The organism is Pseudomonas sp. URMO17WK12:I11, assembly GCF_007677725.1.
Classification (GTDB): domain Bacteria; phylum Pseudomonadota; class Gammaproteobacteria; order Pseudomonadales; family Pseudomonadaceae; genus Aquipseudomonas.
This window is the reverse complement of record NZ_VEDF01000002.1, coordinates 443,653-460,844: the sequence shown is the minus strand read 5'-3', so window position 1 is coordinate 460,844 and position 17,192 is coordinate 443,653. Positions and strand designations below refer to the sequence as shown.

16 protein-coding genes are annotated in these 17,192 nt (G+C 60.8%); 8 read left to right on the top strand and 8 right to left on the bottom strand.

Annotated elements, in window-relative coordinates:
- Window positions 1–132: 132 nt before the first annotated feature.
- Entirely contained in the window at window positions 133–1,431 is a 1,299-nt protein-coding gene (locus tag FS665_RS05410; protein WP_145184534.1) for an MFS transporter, read from the top strand.
- Between the two features lie 6 nt (window positions 1,432–1,437).
- On the opposite strand, the gene FS665_RS05405 is transcribed toward FS665_RS05410, so the two are convergent.
- The gene (locus tag FS665_RS05405; RefSeq protein ID WP_145184531.1) at window positions 1,438–2,361 is read right to left on the bottom strand and encodes a LysR family transcriptional regulator; all 924 of its coding nucleotides are present in this window, start codon (window positions 2,359–2,361) and stop codon (window positions 1,438–1,440) included.
- 355 nt (window positions 2,362–2,716) lie between these two features.
- Between FS665_RS05405 and cfaB the strand changes: the two genes are divergently transcribed.
- The gene (gene cfaB, locus FS665_RS05400; protein ID WP_145184529.1) at window positions 2,717–3,901 is read left to right on the top strand and encodes a C17 cyclopropane fatty acid synthase CfaB; all 1,185 of its coding nucleotides are present in this window, start codon (window positions 2,717–2,719) and stop codon (window positions 3,899–3,901) included.
- Window positions 3,902–3,937: 36 nt separating this feature from the next.
- Here the strand turns inward: cfaB and cls are convergent, their stop codons facing one another.
- Window positions 3,938–5,377 carry a cardiolipin synthase gene (cls, locus tag FS665_RS05395; protein ID WP_145184527.1) on the bottom strand — a complete coding sequence of 480 codons (1,440 nt, stop codon included), beginning with the start codon at window positions 5,375–5,377 and terminating at the stop codon, window positions 3,938–3,940.
- 131 nt (window positions 5,378–5,508) lie between these two features.
- Here cls and FS665_RS05390 point away from each other — a divergent pair, with 131 nt between their 5' ends.
- Entirely contained in the window at window positions 5,509–6,036 is a 528-nt protein-coding gene (locus FS665_RS05390) for a DUF3617 domain-containing protein (protein ID WP_145184525.1), read from the top strand.
- A gap of 77 nt (window positions 6,037–6,113) precedes the next feature.
- On the opposite strand, the gene FS665_RS23645 is transcribed toward FS665_RS05390, so the two are convergent.
- Window positions 6,114–6,479 carry a glutamine synthetase gene (locus FS665_RS23645; protein ID WP_256674997.1) on the bottom strand — a complete coding sequence of 122 codons (366 nt, stop codon included), beginning with the start codon at window positions 6,477–6,479 and terminating at the stop codon, window positions 6,114–6,116.
- A gap of 117 nt (window positions 6,480–6,596) precedes the next feature.
- On the opposite strand from FS665_RS23645, the gene zigA reads away from it, so the two are divergent.
- The 3 genes from zigA to FS665_RS05370 are packed head-to-tail and all read left to right on the top strand — an operon-like array spanning window position 6,597 to window position 9,435.
- Window positions 6,597–7,805 (top strand): zinc metallochaperone GTPase ZigA, encoded by a 1,209-nt coding sequence (gene zigA, locus FS665_RS05380; protein WP_145184523.1) that lies wholly within the window; start codon window positions 6,597–6,599, stop codon window positions 7,803–7,805.
- Window positions 7,802–8,428: a DUF1826 domain-containing protein gene (locus FS665_RS05375; RefSeq protein ID WP_145184521.1), complete on the top strand. Its 627-nt coding sequence runs from the start codon at window positions 7,802–7,804 to the stop codon at window positions 8,426–8,428. Before zigA ends, FS665_RS05375 begins: the two co-directional genes overlap by 4 nt.
- A gap of 35 nt (window positions 8,429–8,463) precedes the next feature.
- Entirely contained in the window at window positions 8,464–9,435 is a 972-nt protein-coding gene (locus tag FS665_RS05370) for a GTP-binding protein (RefSeq protein WP_145184519.1), read from the top strand.
- Window positions 9,436–9,462: 27 nt separating this feature from the next.
- On the opposite strand, the gene FS665_RS05365 is transcribed toward FS665_RS05370, so the two are convergent.
- On the bottom strand, window positions 9,463–9,855 hold the full coding sequence (locus tag FS665_RS05365; protein ID WP_145184516.1) for a DUF3301 domain-containing protein: 393 nt from the start codon (window positions 9,853–9,855) through the stop codon (window positions 9,463–9,465).
- A gap of 120 nt (window positions 9,856–9,975) precedes the next feature.
- Between FS665_RS05365 and pdxY the strand changes: the two genes are divergently transcribed.
- Window positions 9,976–10,848 (top strand): pyridoxal kinase PdxY, encoded by an 873-nt coding sequence (gene pdxY, locus FS665_RS05360; RefSeq protein WP_145184513.1) that lies wholly within the window; start codon window positions 9,976–9,978, stop codon window positions 10,846–10,848.
- Here the strand turns inward: pdxY and FS665_RS05355 are convergent.
- Window positions 10,845–11,330 carry an acyl-CoA thioesterase gene (locus FS665_RS05355; protein WP_145184510.1) on the bottom strand — a complete coding sequence of 162 codons (486 nt, stop codon included), beginning with the start codon at window positions 11,328–11,330 and terminating at the stop codon, window positions 10,845–10,847. The two genes, pdxY and FS665_RS05355, sit on opposite strands and share 4 nt — an antisense overlap.
- A 333-nt stretch (window positions 11,331–11,663) precedes the next feature.
- Here FS665_RS05355 and FS665_RS05345 point away from each other — a divergent pair, with 333 nt between their 5' ends.
- Complete coding sequence (locus FS665_RS05345; RefSeq protein WP_145184504.1) at window positions 11,664–13,424, top strand: cation:proton antiporter; 1,761 nt, start codon at window positions 11,664–11,666, stop codon at window positions 13,422–13,424.
- 57 nt (window positions 13,425–13,481) lie between these two features.
- Here FS665_RS05345 and FS665_RS05340 read toward each other — a convergent pair whose 3' ends face one another.
- The 3 genes from FS665_RS05340 to uvrD form a co-directional block, all read right to left on the bottom strand.
- Window positions 13,482–13,889 (bottom strand): SMI1/KNR4 family protein, encoded by a 408-nt coding sequence (locus FS665_RS05340; protein ID WP_145184502.1) that lies wholly within the window; start codon window positions 13,887–13,889, stop codon window positions 13,482–13,484.
- Between the two features lie 114 nt (window positions 13,890–14,003).
- The gene (locus FS665_RS05335) at window positions 14,004–14,855 is read right to left on the bottom strand and encodes a Tim44 domain-containing protein (protein ID WP_145184499.1); all 852 of its coding nucleotides are present in this window, start codon (window positions 14,853–14,855) and stop codon (window positions 14,004–14,006) included.
- A 120-nt stretch (window positions 14,856–14,975) separates the two neighbouring features.
- Entirely contained in the window at window positions 14,976–17,162 is a 2,187-nt protein-coding gene (uvrD, locus tag FS665_RS05330; protein WP_145184496.1) for a DNA helicase II, read from the bottom strand.
- Between the last annotated feature and the right edge of the window lie 30 nt (window positions 17,163–17,192).

Here is a 17,192-nt window from a genome sequence, read left to right as displayed (position 1 = left end):
GTACAACTTCAAGGACTGATCGCTTTTGTGCATCGGTTGATGAAAATTCAGCGATTATCTCAGTCGCCTATTTCACCCATCATTTCCGTAACAAGCGCTTACAATTTTTTCAAGAAACGCTGGAGATGCATCATGAGTCTGCCGTCACATTCGGTGCCTGAGGGTAAATCCAAGGCCGGAATGGTGTTCAGGGTTACCTCTGGTAACTTCCTTGAACAGTTCGATTTCTTCTTGTTTGGCTTCTATGCCACGCATATCGCTGCCGCCTTCTTCCCTGCGTCCAACGAATTCGCTTCGCTGATGATGACCTTCGCCGTATTCGGCGCAGGCTTCCTGATGCGCCCGCTCGGTGCGGTGATCCTGGGTGCCTACATTGATGACGTAGGCCGACGCAAAGGGCTGATCGTCACCCTGGCGATCATGGCCAGCGGCACGTTGTTGATCGTGCTGGTGCCTGGATACGCCAGCATCGGCCTGCTGGCCCCGGCGCTGGTGCTGCTCGGCCGGCTGCTGCAAGGTTTCTCGGCGGGTGCCGAGCTTGGCGGTGTGTCGGTCTACCTTGCGGAAATGGCCACCCCTGGGCACAAAGGCTTCTATGCAAGCTGGCAGTCCGCTAGTCAGCAGGTGGCCATCGTCGTCGCGGCGGCGCTGGGCTTTGGCCTCAATCAGTGGCTGTCGGCGGCCGAAATTGCCCAATGGGGCTGGCGGGTGCCGTTCGGTGTGGGTTGCTTGATCGTGCCGATGATTTTTCTGCTGCGCCGCAACCTGCAGGAAACCGAAGAGTTCGCTGCCCGCAAACACCGGCCGACCATGAAAGCGGTGTTGGCCACCTTGTACAGCAATGCCAGTGTCGTCGTACTGGGGATGCTCATGGTGGCAATGACCACCACGGCGTTCTACATGATTACCGTCTACGCCCCCACCTTCGGCAAGACCGTGCTGCAACTGAGCACTGCGGATGCGCTGATCGTCACTCTGCTGGTCGGCGTGTCGAATTTCATCTGGCTGCCCATTGGCGGGGCCTTGAGCGACCGTTTCGGGCGCAAGCCGCTGCTCAGCGCCATGTCGCTGATGACGGTTCTCACCGCTTACCCGGCGTTGTCGTACCTGGCCCAGTCGCCAAGTTTCGGTCACATGCTCGAGGTGCTGCTGTGGTTCTCGTTCCTCTATGGCTTGTACAACGGTGCGATGATTCCGGCGCTTACCGAAATCATGCCGGTGGAAGTGCGGGTAGCAGGTTTCTCCCTGGCCTATAGCCTGGCCACGGCGGTTTTCGGTGGCTTCACACCGGCCATCTCGACGTGGTTGATCCACGCCACGGGCGACAAGGCTGCCCCGGCTTACTGGATGATGTTCGCCGGCTTGTGTGCCTTCGTCGCCACTTGGGTGCTGTATCGCCGCCTGGCCAACCGGGTCGCGGTACCGGCTTGACGCCTGTCAGTGCGCACTGATCGGCGCTGCCGGCGTTACGCCCGGCAGTTCCCCGATCAGCCGCACCATTTCCAACGCTGCGGGCGTCAGCGTGCGGCCACGGCGCTTGAGCAGGCCCATGGCGCGGGTCACCCTGGGCTCGACCAAGGCAACGCTGGCCAACAGCGGATGCGGCATGGGTGGCAGGGCGATGGACGGCACCGCGGCCACGCCCACGCCGGCTTCGATCAAACCGAGCAAAGTTGTGACATGCCGTGCCTCACACACGCTCTCCCTGTTGACTGGGACACCCGCCAGAGCCCGGTCTAGCACCAGGCGATTGCCCGATGACCTGTTCAGCGAGATGTAGTCGTGCGCATAGACCTGCGCCCAGGTCACCTGGCGCTGGCCCGCCAGCGGGTGATCGTTGCGACAGACCAGAACGTAGCACTCCTCCAGCAAGGCACTGAATTCGATTTCCGGGGCCAGGTTGCCGGCGAAGCTCAGACCGAAGTCCGCCTCACCTGAAGCGACCGCTGCACTGACTTCGTTGGCCGAGGCGTCGTGCAGATTGATCCGCACTTTCGGGTACTGAGCATGAAACACCCGGATGACGTGGGGCATGAAGTAGTAGGCAGCGGAGGGAACGCAGGCGATGGTCAGGGTGCCGGTGCGCAAGGTAGTGCCGTCGCCGACACTGAGCAGGGCCAGGTCCAGGTCATCGAGCAGCCGCTCGACCTGAGGCAGGAAAGCGCGTCCGACGTTGGTCAACGAGACTTTCCGCGTGGTGCGCTCCAGCAGCTTGACCCCAAGCGCCGACTCGAGCTTTTCAATGCGTCGGCTCAGGGCCGACTGGGTGATGCGAATGCTGTCGGCGGCGCGGCGGAAGCTGCCTTGCTCGACGACTGCGCGGAAGGCCTGCAAGTCATTCAGGTCGAAATTGATGCTCACCCGCTGGGCTCCGCTGGTTTGATCGAAAGCGTGCATCAATGGTATTTCGAATCAACCGGCGGAGCCAGCTCGGGCAGATCTGCATGGCGTGTCGTGCACGCTTATGGCGGGCTGTATGCGCCGTAGTGGGATTTGCCGACCTTCAAACCCGTAGCGATGTTTTGTTGAAGCAAGCATAAAGCGACGCAAGATCAAGCGCTGCGTTGTACGTCGTGTGCAATGAACCGAGCCACGTGATCCTCCGACCTACGACCTTGGTCGTCGACCCAGGAAACATCCTACGGATGAACTACGCTTTCGCGGCGACGATCAATATTCATGACGTGGTAGCCATTTAGGGATTGGAGGAGTATTCATGCTTGCTCAACTTCCACCGGCTCTGCAAAGCCTGCATTTGCCGCTACGGCTGAAACTGTGGGACGGCAACCAATTCGACCTGGGTCCCAGCCCGCAGGTGACCATCCTGGTCAAGGAGCCCCAGCTGATCAGTCAGCTGACCCATCCGAGCATGGACGAATTGGGCGCTGCGTTCGTAGAGGGCAAACTGGAGCTCGAAGGCGATATCGGCGAGGCTATTCGGGTCTGCGACGAACTGAGTGAGGCGTTGCTTCATGAGGAGGATAACGGACCACCGCTTCGCCAATCCCACGACAAAGACACCGATGCTGAGGCAATCTCCTATCACTACGATGTCTCCAACGAGTTTTACCAGCTCTGGCTCGACCGAGACATGGTCTACTCGTGCGCTTATTTCCGTGAGCCAGACAACACGCTCGATCAGGCTCAGCAAGACAAGTTCGACCATCTGTGCCGCAAGCTGCGCCTGGATGCCGGGGAGTATCTGCTGGATGTCGGTTGCGGCTGGGGCGGGCTTGCGCGGTTTGCTGCGCGCGAATATGGCGCCAAGGTCTTCGGCATCACGCTGAGCAGAGAGCAGCTTAAGCTCGGCCAAGCGCGCGTCAAAGCCGAGGGCCTGACTGATCGGGTCGACCTGCAGATCCTCGACTACCGTGATCTGCCCCAGGATGGCCGCTTCGACAAAGTGGTCAGCGTCGGCATGTTCGAGCACGTCGGTCACGCCAATCTGCCCCTGTATTGTCAGAAGCTGTTCGGTGCTGTACGCGAGGGTGGAGTGGTGATGAACCACGGTATCACCGCCAAGCACGTCGACGGCCGACCGGTTGGGCGCGGAGCAGGTGAGTTCATCGACCGTTATGTGTTCCCCCATGGCGAGCTTCCGCACCTTTCGATGATCAGCGCCAGCATCTGCCAGGCGGGGCTCGAGGTGGTCGATGTCGAGAGCCTGCGTTTGCACTACGCCAAGACACTGCATCACTGGAGCGAGAATCTGGAAAACCAGTTGCACAAGGCTGCGGCCCTGGTGCCAGACAAGACCCTGCGCATTTGGCGTCTGTACCTTGCCGGCTGCGCCTACGCTTTCCAGAAGGGCTGGATCAACCTGCACCAGATACTGGCCGTCAAACCCTACGCCGATGGCCACCACGATCTACCGTGGACGCGGGAAGATCTGTACCGCTGACTCAGCCCAGGGGTCGCTGAGCGACCCCTGACGGGTTCAGAGGATGGGTGAGATCAGGCGCGCGATGCGCATGCCCAGTTGCTGGATCCGGTGTGTATCCAGTGTATCTACCGCGGTGATTTCCTTTGACTGGGCAAAGTCGTCGAGCAACATGGCTTGCACCTGATTGGCGAACGTGCGATCCACTGTGAGCAGGGTGATCTCGAAGTTCAGCCGGAATGAGCGGTTGTCCAGGTTGGCACTGCCGATCGCGCTGACCTCATCATCGACCAGTACCACCTTCTGGTGCACGAAGCCTGGTTGGTAGCGGAACATGCGCACACCGGCCCTGACCGCCTCGAAGGCGAACAGACTGGAGGCCGCGAACACGATGCGATGATCTGGGCGCGACGGAATCAGCACCCGCACATCGACACCGCGCAGTACGGCCAGGCGCAGAGCTGCGAACACGGCTTCGTCGGGTATGAAATATGGACTGGTGATCCATACCCGTTTGCTCGCCGAGTGGATGGCTTCGATGAAGAACAGTGAGCAGGTCTCCTGCGAGTCGGCCGGGCCACTGGCAAGCGCCTGGCAGAGTACGCCGTTGTCCGGGTAGGTGTCGGGCAGGATCAACGGCGGCAGTTGGCGGGTGGCCCAGTACCAGTCTTCGGCGAACGACTCCTGCAGGCAGGCCAGTACCGGTCCGCTTATCTGCACATGGGTGTCGCGCCAAGGCGCCAGGGGTGGACATTCGCCAAGGTATTCATCGCCCACGTTATGGCCACCGATGAAACCGACCAGGCCGTCGACCACCACGATCTTGCGGTGGTTACGGAAGTTGACCTGAAAGCGGTTGAACCATCCGCGCCGAGTGGCGAACGCGTGGATCTGCACACCGCCTTTGCGCAGCGCGCGGCTGTAGCTTGCTGGTAATGCATGGCTACCCACCTGGTCGTACAGCACGAACACTTGCACACCCTCAGCGGCCTTGCGCAGCAGCAACTGCTGCAGGGCACAGCCAAGTTTGTCGTCATGAATGATGAAGAACTGCACCAGCACCACTTCGCGCGCCTGCTCAATGGCAGCGAAAATTGCAGCGAATGTATCCCTGCCGTTGATCAGCAGCTTGACCTGATTGTTGGCCAGGCAAGGCATCCGCCCCAGCTTCGGCATGGCGCGCAGTGCAGCGTAGCTGGCCGACTCTTTGGCAGTGAGCGCTTCCTCCACCCATGGGCGCCAGTTCAGGTTGGCCATGGCGACATGCATTTCCTGGTTCGCCTGACGCCTGGCTTGGATGTACGCATAAAAGGATCGCGCGCCAAAAATCAGGTAAGGGATGAGCGTGAGGTATGGAATGAAGAACAGCGACATTGCCCAGGCGATCGCGCCCTGAGCGGTGCGGACGGTGAAAACCGCGTGCAGCGCGGCTACGATGCCCAGCAGGTGAACGAGGCCGAGTACATAGCCGAAGAAATAGGGGCTGTGATAATCCATACGCATCCTGCTTGGCGAAAACCTGGTCGCTAACAAAACACGTTACATATGCCCCTTGCAACCAGATTGCCGATTTGGCGTCTAAGCCTCTGTCCGGCTGCTGAGCCGGTATTTCCGAGGAGCATTCATTCATGAAAAATCGTCTGCCACTGTTGGCTCTGGCCTTGGGCCTGAGCGCCCCCTTGGCGCATGCACAGATGTTGCAGCCTGGCCTGTGGGAGCTGACTACCAGCAACATGCAGGTCGATGGCAAACCGTTACCTGACATGCAGTTCATGCTCGGCCAGTTGAAAAACCTGCCGCCGGATCAACGCGCCATGATGGAAGGCATGCTCGCCAAGCAAGGCGTTACCATCGGTGGTAACGGAGTGCGTTCGTGCTTGACACCAGAGCAGGTGCAGACCAACGACATCCCGCTGCAGGACCCCAAGTCCGGTTGCACTCAAAAGATTACTGACCGCACCGGCAATGTCTGGAAGTTCGAATTCAGTTGCCCCAAGGCCCAGGGTACCGGACAGGCGACCTTCCTTAGCGACAAGGAATTTACGACGACCGTGAACGGCACTTTCAACGCGTCTGGGGTACAACAACAGGGCAGTATGAACACCAAGGCCGTTTGGCTAGGTAATGACTGCGGCACGGTGAAGCCCCGCACCTGATGCTCAGCGTCGGCTGAATGTGCTGTGCGTGGAACATGTGCTGCAGTGCATGTTCCACGTGGAACATCGCTGAACTGTTACCGACAGCCACCTACCAAACTGCAGTGCAGATCGAAGCGCTGCCCGCTTGAACTCGATACACGGTTCACCGTAGTCCAGCCGATACGACGGCTGTATCCGAACCAAACCTCACCATCGCTGGCTAATCCTGTGTAAAAACTCAGGCTACCGTATCGACTGTTGGTCTGAGCCCAGCGTCTGCCAGTGGCGCTGTCGAACCCGCGCAGAACTAAATCCTCGTCTGCCGTCTGTATGCTGTAAAAACTGCCGTTGGCGTTGTGGCATGCCAATAGCGTAGCGCTACGCGTACAACGAGATAGCGAGGTGCTTGTCGCCCATGTGATGGAGGGCGCACTCAGCAGAGCTATCAGTAGCAGGCGCATGCAAATAATCGAGCTCAAGAAATTCTCCGACAACCGAGTCTTGGCGAAATCGTAATGTTACTTTATAACGTAATGAAATGCATCGTTTCGAATGCGTCCGCTCGATGAGGTTTGGCCATGAACAACCGTCTCCCTGTCACCGTGCTGTCCGGCTTTTTAGGCGCAGGCAAAAGCACGCTGCTCAATCATGTACTGCGCAACCGCGATAACCTGCGCGTTGCCGTTATCGTCAATGACATGAGCGAAATCAACATCGACGCCAGTGAAGTGCAGCGCAACGTGAGCCTCAATCGCGCCGAAGAAAAACTGGTGCAGATGAGCAATGGCTGCATCTGCTGCACCTTGCGCGAAGACTTGCTGGAAGAAGTGGCGCGGCTCGCTGAAGCGGGTCGTTTCGATTATCTGCTGATCGAGTCCACAGGGATCTCGGAGCCGCTCCCGGTAGCCGAGACTTTCACCTTTCGCGATGAACAGGGTCGAAGCCTCTCAGACATGGCGAGGCTCGACACCATGGTGACGGTGGTCGATGGCCTCAACTTCATGCGCGATTATCAGGCCGCCGACAGCCTGGCCAGCCGTGGCGAGACGCTCGGTGAGGATGATGAGCGCTCGATCAGCGACTTGTTGATCGAGCAGGTCGAGTTTGCTGATGTGCTGCTGCTGAGCAAGATCGACTTGATCAGCCAGCATGAGCGCGAAGAGCTCATGGCGATTCTGCGCACGCTCAACGCGCGTGCGCACATCGTGCCGATGGTGATGGGTGAGGTGGCGCTGTCACAGATTCTCGACACCGGCCTGTTCGACTTCGAACAAGCCGCCCAGGCGCCCGGCTGGCTGCAAGAGCTGCGTGGTGAGCATGTACCTGAAACCGAAGCGTACGGCATCGCCTCCAGTACCTGGGTCGCCCGCCGGCCATTGCACCCGCAACGCTTCTACGACTTCATTCACAGTGACTGGAGCAATGGGCGGTTGCTGCGCTCGAAAGGGTTCTTCTGGCTCGCCAGCAAATTCCAGGAGGCCGGTAGCTGGTCCCAGGCCGGGGGGATGATGCGGCACGGTCTGGCAGGCCGCTGGTGGCGATTCGTGCCGCGCGAGCACTGGCCGCAAGATGAGCAGAGCACGGCAGACATTCTCAAACACTGGAGCGCCGAAACCGGCGACTGCCGGCAAGAGCTGGTGTTCATTGGGCAGAATGTCGACTTCGCCAGGTTATCCACAGAGCTGGAGGCGTGCCTGCTCACCGACGATGAAATGGCGTTGGGCGCCATGGCTTGGTTGCGACTGCCGGATCCTTTCGGGCCTTGGCATGCTGAGGAGGCGGCATGACGCCGGCTGGATTGGGTGTGGATATCCGCCAGGTAGCGAGTGATTCGCCGTCGGTACTGACGGAGATTTTTCAGGACGGCGTTAACCTGGCAGTGTGGCAGCGCCGCTTGCCCGCCCAGGTTGAAGATTTTGCGGCATTGGCAGTAGGTCTTGGCGCGCTGGCGGCTGATCAGCGTGTGCTGGAGGTCGACGAGCATGCAGAGCCGTCCCTCCCAGGTCTGCTGGAGGAAGCGGCGGACTTTTACGGTTACCCTGGTTTCGTCGCCGATGTGCAATGGCTGGTATCGGCTTACACCTGCCTGGTCGGCGCACGCCGCGTGGGGCTACGCCTGCGCGTCCTGCAGGGGGCAATGTGCCCACGGTTTCATGTGGATAACGTACCCCTGCGGTTGCTGACAACCTATGCAGGGCCTGGCAGTGAGTGGTTGCAAGAGGGTGCCATCGCACGACAGGGGTTGCAGCATGCAGCGCCCCCTGTGGATAACATCCAGACGTTACGCACAGGGGACGTGGCCGTTCTCAAAGGTGAACGATGGGCGGGAAATGAGGGCGCTGGACTTATCCACCGCTCGCCGCCAGGCGACCAGCGCAGACTACTGCTTAGCCTTGACTGGTTGGCCTGAGGGCGCATAGTGGTCATTTGCCCCTGAAGACCCACATGCTCCAGAACATTCCAACCCATGTCATCGCTGGACCGCTAGGAGCGGGTAAAACTACCGTGATTCGCCACCTGCTCGCCCAGCGCCCGCCTCAGGAGCGCTGGGCGGTATTGGTCAATGAATTCGGCCAAGTAGGGCTCGATGCCGCGCTGCTGGCTCAAGACCGTGACGGCATCGCTATAGGCGAGGTGGCGGGTGGTTGCGTGTGCTGCGTGAATGGCGCGCCTTTCCAGGTCGGCTTGGGGCGTCTTCTGCGCCGTGCCAAGCCTCACCGGCTGTTCATCGAACCTTCGGGGCTTGGCCATCCTGTGCAAGTGCTCAGGCAGCTCGGGCAAACGCCCTGGGTCGGCGTGTTGGCAGTACAGCCGCTGGTGATGGTGCTCGATGCACACAGTCTGGCTCGGAGCGAAAAGTTACCCGTAGCTCAGGCGCAAGCGCTCGACGTTGCGGGGCTGGTCGTCCTGAATAAAGCAGAGCTTGTGGATGAAGATGATAAGTTGTTGATAAATAAACAGTTTAATTCTGTCCACAGGGTTTGGACCCAGCACGGCGGGCTCCGGGCCGAGTCACTGCCCAACTTGCCCACAACGGCAAATCTCCTCGCGGATGTGGACGATCATGCTGAAGGAGACTTGCCCACAGCCCTTTCACCCCTGTGGATAGATCCCGCTACGCCGCTTTTCTCTGCTGGGGGTGGAGCGGGTGGTTGGAGTGCCGGTTGGCGTTTTCATCCGAGCCAGCGGTTTGACCCCAGCCGCTTGCATGCTGTGCTTGCCACCCTGCCGTGGCGGCGGGCCAAGGGCGTTATCCACAGCACGGATGGCTGGCAGTCATTCAACGGACTGGCGGGTGAGCTGCCGCAGTGGCTAGAGTCCGACTGGCGCTGCGATTCGCGCATCGAGCTGATCTTCGAGCGAGCCCAGCCGCAGGCGCCGCTGATGGCCGCGATCGCCGGCTGCTTGAGCAGATGACTGCCCTGGCGCCCTGACCGCAGCCAGTCAGTTATGCCAGCGGTTGTGCTCCTGACGCCACTGTTGCATCTCGATGACGTTGTCCGTGCGCGGCGGTGTCTTGATCTCGAACGGATAGGGTGCAAGTTCGATCTGCACGCTGTGAGCGCCGAACTGGGTCACGGTGCCTGGGTGACGCTGTTCGCCGGTGACCGTGAATTCAAAAGCGTAGATCCGCGCCAGTCGCTTCTTGCCGCTGGCATCGCGCACGAACGCGATCCGCTTGAGCGCAACGGCGTCATCGAGCAATTCGAGGTCGAGCTTCGCGCAGTGCTGTTTGACGCGCTCGAGGGCCTTCTCGCGCAGCCCGTGGTTGTGCCATAGCCACGCGCCTGCGGTGGCCACCACCATCAACACGAAGAGGTTCTCCAGGGTCAACATTTACGTATGCTCCAAACAAGTCGAACCAGCTTAACTGCGTCCCTGGCCTGTCGTACAGGTGGCAATCGAGTTCATACTGCGCGACGCACAGTATTTCAAACCGCTTTGGAAAATTCCCGCATGAAACGTACCCCGCATCTGCTCGCCATCCAGTCCCACGTGGTGTTCGGCCACGCCGGAAACAGTGCTGCGGTGTTCCCCATGCAGCGTATCGGGGTGAACGTGTGGCCGCTCAATACGGTGCAGTTCTCCAACCACACTCAGTATGGCCAGTGGGCGGGAGAAGTGCTTGCGCCAGCGCAAATTCCTGCGTTGGTAGAAGGCATTTGCAACATCGGCGAACTGGGCAACTGTGATGCAGTGCTTTCGGGCTACCTGGGTAGCGCCGAGCAGGGCAGGGCGATTCTGGCTGGGGTCGAACGGATCAAGGCGGTCAACCCGAAAGCCCTTTACCTGTGCGATCCGGTGATGGGCCATGCGCAAAAGGGCTGCATCGTGCCGCAGGAGGTGAGTGATTTCCTGTTGCGGGAAGCCGTTGCCAAGGCCGATATCCTCTGCCCCAATCAGCTTGAACTCGATAGCTTCTGCCGGCGCCAGGCGCAGTCGCTGGAGGACTGCGCTGATATGGCTCGCAGCCTGCTGGAACATGGCCCGCAGGTGGTGCTGGTCAAGCACTTGGCCTATCCCGGCCGCGAGGCGGACGCCTTCGAGATGCTGTTGGTGACCCGCGAGGGCAGCTGGCATCTGCGTCGTCCGCTGCTGGCGTTCCCGCGGCAGCCGGTGGGGGTGGGAGATCTGACTTCAGGCCTGTTCCTGGCGCGCGTGCTGCTGGGTGACAGCTGGCTGCAGGCGTTCGAATTCACCGCCTCGGCCGTGCATGAGGTGCTGCTGGAAACCCAGGCCTGCGCCAGCTACGAACTGCAACTGGTGCGGGCTCAGGATCGCATTGCCCACCCGCGGGTACGCTTCGAGGCGCAGCGCCTGGCGCACTAGCCTGCGTCGGTCTTCAAGTCCTGATAGCGTTTTTCCAGCTCCTGGCGGATCTGGCGGCGCTGCTGGCCTTGCAGGAAACGACGCTTCTCTTCGCTGGACTGCGGCTGGCGCGGTGGTACGGGCACGGGCCGGCGGTTGTCGTCGACCGCGACCATGGTGAAGAAGCAGCTGTTGGAGTGACGCACCGAGCGCTCGCGAATATTTTCGGTCACCACCTTGATGCCGACTTCCATGGAGGTGTTGCCGGTGTAGTTGACCGATGCCAGGAACGTCACCAGTTCACCGACGTGCACAGGCTCGCGGAAAATCACCTGGTCGACCGACAGCGTGACCACGTAGCTGCCGGCGTAGCGGCTGGCGCACGCATAGGCCACTTCGTCCAGGTACTTGAGCAGGGTGCCACCGTGTACGTTGCCAGAAAAGTTGGCCATGTCCGGGGTCATCAGGACGGTCATGCTCAGCTGGGCGTTTCCAGGTTCCATAGGGTGCTCACGGTTTGGTTGCGCTGAATCGGGGCGGGTATCTGCGGACACTTCTGTTTCCCCTTGCGAAATGATTGCCTGTGTACGAAAAGACGCGGCACACGGCGCGTTCGTCACGCCGATCATGCCAGCAACGACGCCTGTTCGGCCGATCTGTTTCTACATATTGCACCGGCCGTTTGCAGCGGGGTGCGATGTTAACCTGACTACGCCCATGCAACATGGGCTTTCCTGCATTCAATACAGTGTGTACTTGCTGCTGGCTTGGCCCTGCCTCGGCAGCGGGGCGGTCTGCCCGGTGCATCCGGCTAAGTCGAAAAGGAGTCTCGCGCCATGCATGCCATCAGCTTCATCCAGGACCTGGCGGTCATCATGCTCGTCGCCGGCGTGGTGACGATCGTGTTTCATCGCCTCAAGCAACCCGTGGTGCTCGGCTACATCGTTGCCGGTTTCATCATTGGCCCTCACACGCCGCCGTTCGGCCTGATCCACGACGAAGACACCATCAAGACCCTCGCTGAGCTGGGGGTGATCTTCCTGATGTTCTGCCTGGGCCTGGAGTTCAGCCTGCGCAAGTTGTTCAAGGTCGGCGCCACGGCTTTCATTGCAGCCTTTCTGGAAATCGTCCTGATGATCTGGATCGGTTTCGAGATCGGCCGCTGGTTCGGTTGGAGCACGATGGACTCGCTGTTCCTCGGCGCGATCCTGGCGATTTCCTCGACCACCATCATCGTCAAGGCGCTCAACGACCTGAAGATGAAGAACGAGCGCTTCGCCCAGCTGATCTTCGGCGTGCTGATCGTCGAAGACATCCTCGGCATCGGCATCATTGCCCTGCTGTCCGGTATCGCCGTCAGCGGCTCGGTCAGCTCCGGCGAGGTGTTCTCGACGGTGGGCAAGCTATCGCTGTTCATGATCGTGGCCCTGGTCATCGGCATTCTGCTGGTGCCGCGGTTGTTGGCCTACGTGGCGAAATTCGACAGCAACGAGATGCTGCTGATTACCGTGCTCGGGCTTTGCTTCGGCTTCTGCCTGCTGGTGGTCAAGCTCGAATACAGCATGGTGCTCGGCGCCTTCCTCATCGGCGCGATCATGGCCGAGTCGCGTCAACTGCTGAAGATCGAGCGGCTGATCGAGCCGGTCCGCGATCTGTTCAGCGCCATCTTCTTCGTCGCGATCGGCCTTATGATCGATCCTCAGGTGCTGATCGACTACGCCTGGCCAATTGTGGTCATCACCTTGGCGGTGGTGCTGGGCAAGATGCTCTCGTGCGGCATGGGCGCATTCATTGCCGGCAACGACGGCCGCACGTCGCTGCGGGTGGGCATGGGGCTTTCGCAGATCGGCGAATTCTCGTTCATCATCGCCGCGCTGGGCATGACCTTGCAGGTCACCAGCGACTTTCTCTACCCGGTGGCGGTGGCGGTTTCGGCGATCACCACGCTGCTGACGCCCTACCTGATTCGGGCGGCCGACCCGCTGTCGCAAAAACTGGGCAAGGTCATGCCGCAACGCTTGTCCCGGGTCCTGTCGCTGTATGGCGAGTGGTTACGCAGCATCCAGCCCCAGGGCGAAGGTGCCATGCTCGCCGCCATGATTCGACGCATCCTGCTGCAAGTAGGCGTCAACCTGGCACTGGTGATCGCGATCTTCTTCAGCGGCGGATATTTCGCGGCGCGCATCGGCAGCTGGCTCAGTGAATGGGTCACCGACGTCAGCCAGCAGAAGGCGCTGATCTGGGGCGCAGCGCTGTTGCTGTCATTACCCTTCCTGATTGCCGCCTACCGCAAGCTCAAGGCACTGTCGATGCTGCTGGCCGAGATGGGGGTCAAGCCCGACGTGGCCGGGCGGCATACCCAGCGTGTTCGGCGAGTGATTGCCGAGGTGATTCCGCTGTTGTCGCTGCTGGTGATTTTCCTGCTGTTGTCGGCGCTTTCGGCGAGCATTCTGCCGACCAACGAGCTGTTGCTGATCATCGCCGTGGTTGCTGCTGTAGTGGTCGCCGTGCTGTGGCGTTGGTTCATTCGCGTGCATTCCAAGATGCAGATCGCCTTGTTGGAAACCCTGGAAAACAACCGCGATCATTCCCACTGACGGCGCGCCCTCTTCGCCAACGACCTGGCGAAGAGGGTGCTGCACACTGAGCCGCTGTCAGCTCTCCAGCCACACATCCCGTGCCCAGTGCCACACCGATTCCCAGCTTTCTTCGGTGACGATCTCTTCTTCGCCGGACCACAGCACCACGGTGCCGTCCTCTTCGACGCAGTAGTAGTCATCGCCATAGACGCACAGCGGAATCAGGTCACGCGGTACACCTGCATCCCAGGCATTGGCGGCAACATCAGGCAAATAGGTATGCGACTGCGGATCGGTGACCGTCACCGGCTCCAGCGAGCCGTACACCACGTCGCTGACGGTCAGGAGAAACTCCTTGAACACGAACGGGATATTGATGAACAGTTGTTCTTCGATTTCGACCAGATCATCTTCGTCGGGAAGCTCCAACGGAACAGGCACGGGTTCGTTGGCTTCACGGAGTTGTTCGATCACTTCTTCCACGGTTCACATCCTCTGACCTTTATGACAACGCTGCGCGTTATACCCTAGTAGCGCACTCTGGCAAAAGCAAAAAACCCCGGGAAGGCCCGGGGTTTCTTGTGCGCCGCAGAGCGGTTAGCCGTTTTGACGGATACCGGCAACCAGCCAAGGTTGGTTGTCGCCCTGGGCACGCACCATGTGCCAGCTTTCGCTGAACGGCTCGCCCTGGTCGAAGCGCGAGGTCTTCGATACACCACGGAAGGTCAGGGTCGCGTCAGTGCGGTCGGCGCGATCATCCACACCGTCGAGCTGCACATCGAGGTCGTCGATGTAGGTGGACTGGAAGCCATCACCCAGGTCAGCACGCTCGCGCTTGAGGAATTCAAGCATCTGCGGAGTGACGAACTCGGCGATCTTGTCCATCTCGTTGGCATCCCAGTGCTGCTGCAGCGACTGGAAGTGGCTACGGGCAGCGGCCAGGAAGCTCTGCTCGTTGAACCACGCCGGGGCGTTGATCACCGGGGCGGCGGCAGCAGGCGCGGCGGAACCACCAAAGATCGACGATTGAGCTGGCTGACCGTGCGCTTCACGCTGGAATGGCGCGTGGCCGGGCGCGGCCATTTGCGGCTGCTGCTGGCGGCGACGGGCGGCGATGAAGCGGAACACCAGGAAGGCGATCAGCCCGACGATCAGGAAGTCCATGATCTGCAGGCCCTCGAAGCCGTCACCCATGAACATGGACGCCAGCAGGCCACCTGCGGCGAGGCCGGCCAGCGGGCCAAGCCAGCGCGAAGCACCGCTGGCGGCGGCCGGAGCGCGGCCAGGCGCGGTTGGCGCGGCTGCAGGCGTGGTTGGCGTAGCCTGGCGGGTCTGATGGATAGGCGCGGAGCCAGAGCTCTTGCCGCCGCCAAAGCGCTTGGCGTTGGCGTCCAGGCTCAGCGTCAGGCCAACGCAGAGCGCCAGTGCGATGCTAAGAAAACGTTGCATAAATGGGATTTCCCCTGTTGTGGATTGCACGCGCGTCATGGTGCACAGGTTCCTGTGCACATAGCCAGTGGCAAGATGTTTCGAGCTTTTGCCTGATATTACCAGGCGCCTGCCATCGCCCTATAGGGCCTCGAGCTTGGCGTAGCCCAGCATCAGCCACTTGCTGCCTTCGGCGAAGTTCACTTGCACCCGCGCCTGCGCGCCGGAGCCCTCGAAGTTGAGGATCACCCCTTCACCGAATACCGAATGCTGCACCCGCTGCCCGAGGATGAAGGCCGTCTGCGGAATCGCGGCGTTGGCGAACAGGCTGCTGGCACCACTGGAAGCCCCGCCAAACGGCCTGCTGACACTGTTGGACAGCCGCACTTCCTGGACCAGGCCACTTGGAATCTCGCGGACGAAGCGCGATACCTTGTTGTAGGTCTCGCTACCATACAGCCGCCGTGTCTCGGCGTAGGTCATGATCAGCTGGCGCATGGCGCGGGTAATGCCTACGTAGGCCAGGCGCCGTTCCTCTTCCAGGCGGCCGGGTTCTTCCAGGCTCATCTTGTGCGGGAACAGGCCTTCTTCCATGCCCACCAGAAACACGTAGGGAAACTCCAGGCCCTTGGCGCTGTGCAAGGTCATCAGCTGAATGCTGTCTTCGTGTTCCTGGGCCTGGGCATCACCGGCTTCCAGCGACGCATGGCCCAAGAACGCCGAGAGCGGCGACAGGTCGCCGTCGTCCTCGCTGGTTTCGAAGTTGCGCGCCGCGCTCACCAGTTCTTCAAGGTTTTCTACCCGTGCCTGGCCCTTTTCACCCTTTTCTTCCTGGTGATAGATGATCAGACCGGACTGCTCGATGGCCGTCTGGGTCATGGTGTGCAACGGCATGTCGGCCACTTTGCTGGCCAGGCTTTCGATCAGTTCGACGAAAGCGCCCAAGGCACTGGCGGCTCGACCTTTGAGCGCTTTTGCAGCAATCAGCTGGCACATCGCCTGCCACATCGACGTTTGGCTGTGGCGGGCATGCTCGCGAATGGCCTCGACGGTCTTCTCGCCGATGCCGCGCGGCGGCACGTTGATCACCCGTTCCAGTGCAGCATCATTACCACGACCTTCGATCAGACGCAGGTAGGCCATGGCGTTCTTGATTTCGGCGCGTTCGAAGAAGCGCTGGCCACCGTAGATACGGTAGGGGATGCGCTCGCGCAGCAAGGCTTCTTCCAGGACCCGGGACTGGGCGTTGGAGCGGTACAGAATAGCGATGTCGTTGCGCGCGCTGCCCTTCTTGATCAGGCTTTCGATGGTTTCGACCACGTAACGCGCTTCATCGTGTTCGTTGTAGGCGGCATACAGCGTCAGCGGCTCGCCTTCACCCATGTCGGTCCACAGCTCTTTGCCCAGGCGCCCACTGTTGTTGGCGATCAAGGCGTTGGCCGCCTTGAGGATGCCGCCGGTGGAGCGATAGTTCTGCTCCAGGCGGATCATCTCGGCGTCTGGGAAGTCCGCCGTGTATTGGTGGATATTCTCGATCTTGGCGCCGCGCCAGCCGTAGATCGACTGGTCGTCATCGCCGACGGCCATCAAGCTGCCGCCTTGCTGGCCCGCCAGCAGGCGCAGCCAGGCATACTGCACGGCGTTGGTGTCCTGGAATTCGTCCACCAGCAAGTGCCGGAAGCGCCGCTGATAATGTTCGAGCAAGCCTGGGTGATCGCGCCACAGGTCGAGGGCGCGCAGCAGCAGCTCAGAGAAGTCGATAACCCCGGCGCGCTCGCAGGCCAGTTCATAGGCGCTGTAGACATCGCGCATGGTCTGCAGGAACAGGTCGCCGCCGGCCTGGATATGTTGCGGGCGCAGGCCCTCGTCCTTTTGCCCGTTGATGAACCACTGCGCCTGGCGGGCGGGCCACTTCTGCTCGTCGAGGCCAAGCTCGCGCATGACGCGCTTGATCAGCCTTTGCTGGTCGTCGCTGTCGAGAATCTGGAAGTTCTGCACCAGCCGTGCTTCCTGCCAGTGTGCGCGCAGCAGGCGGTGCGCCAGGCCGTGGAAGGTGCCCACCCACATGCCTGCCGGGTTGATCCCCAGCAGTTGCTCGATACGCTGACGCATTTCGGCGGCAGCCTTGTTGGTGAACGTCACCGACAGGATCGAATGCGGCGAAGCCTGCTCGACCTGGATCAGCCAGGCGATGCGGTGCACCAGCACGCGGGTTTTACCGGAACCGGCGCCCGCAAGCACCAGCTGACGCCCGAGCGAGGCGGCGACGGCCTGGCGTTGGGCATCGTTGAGGGAATTGAGCAGGAGGGAGAGGTCATCTGTGTGCATCCGGCCATTCTAGGGGGAGGGCGGGGATGG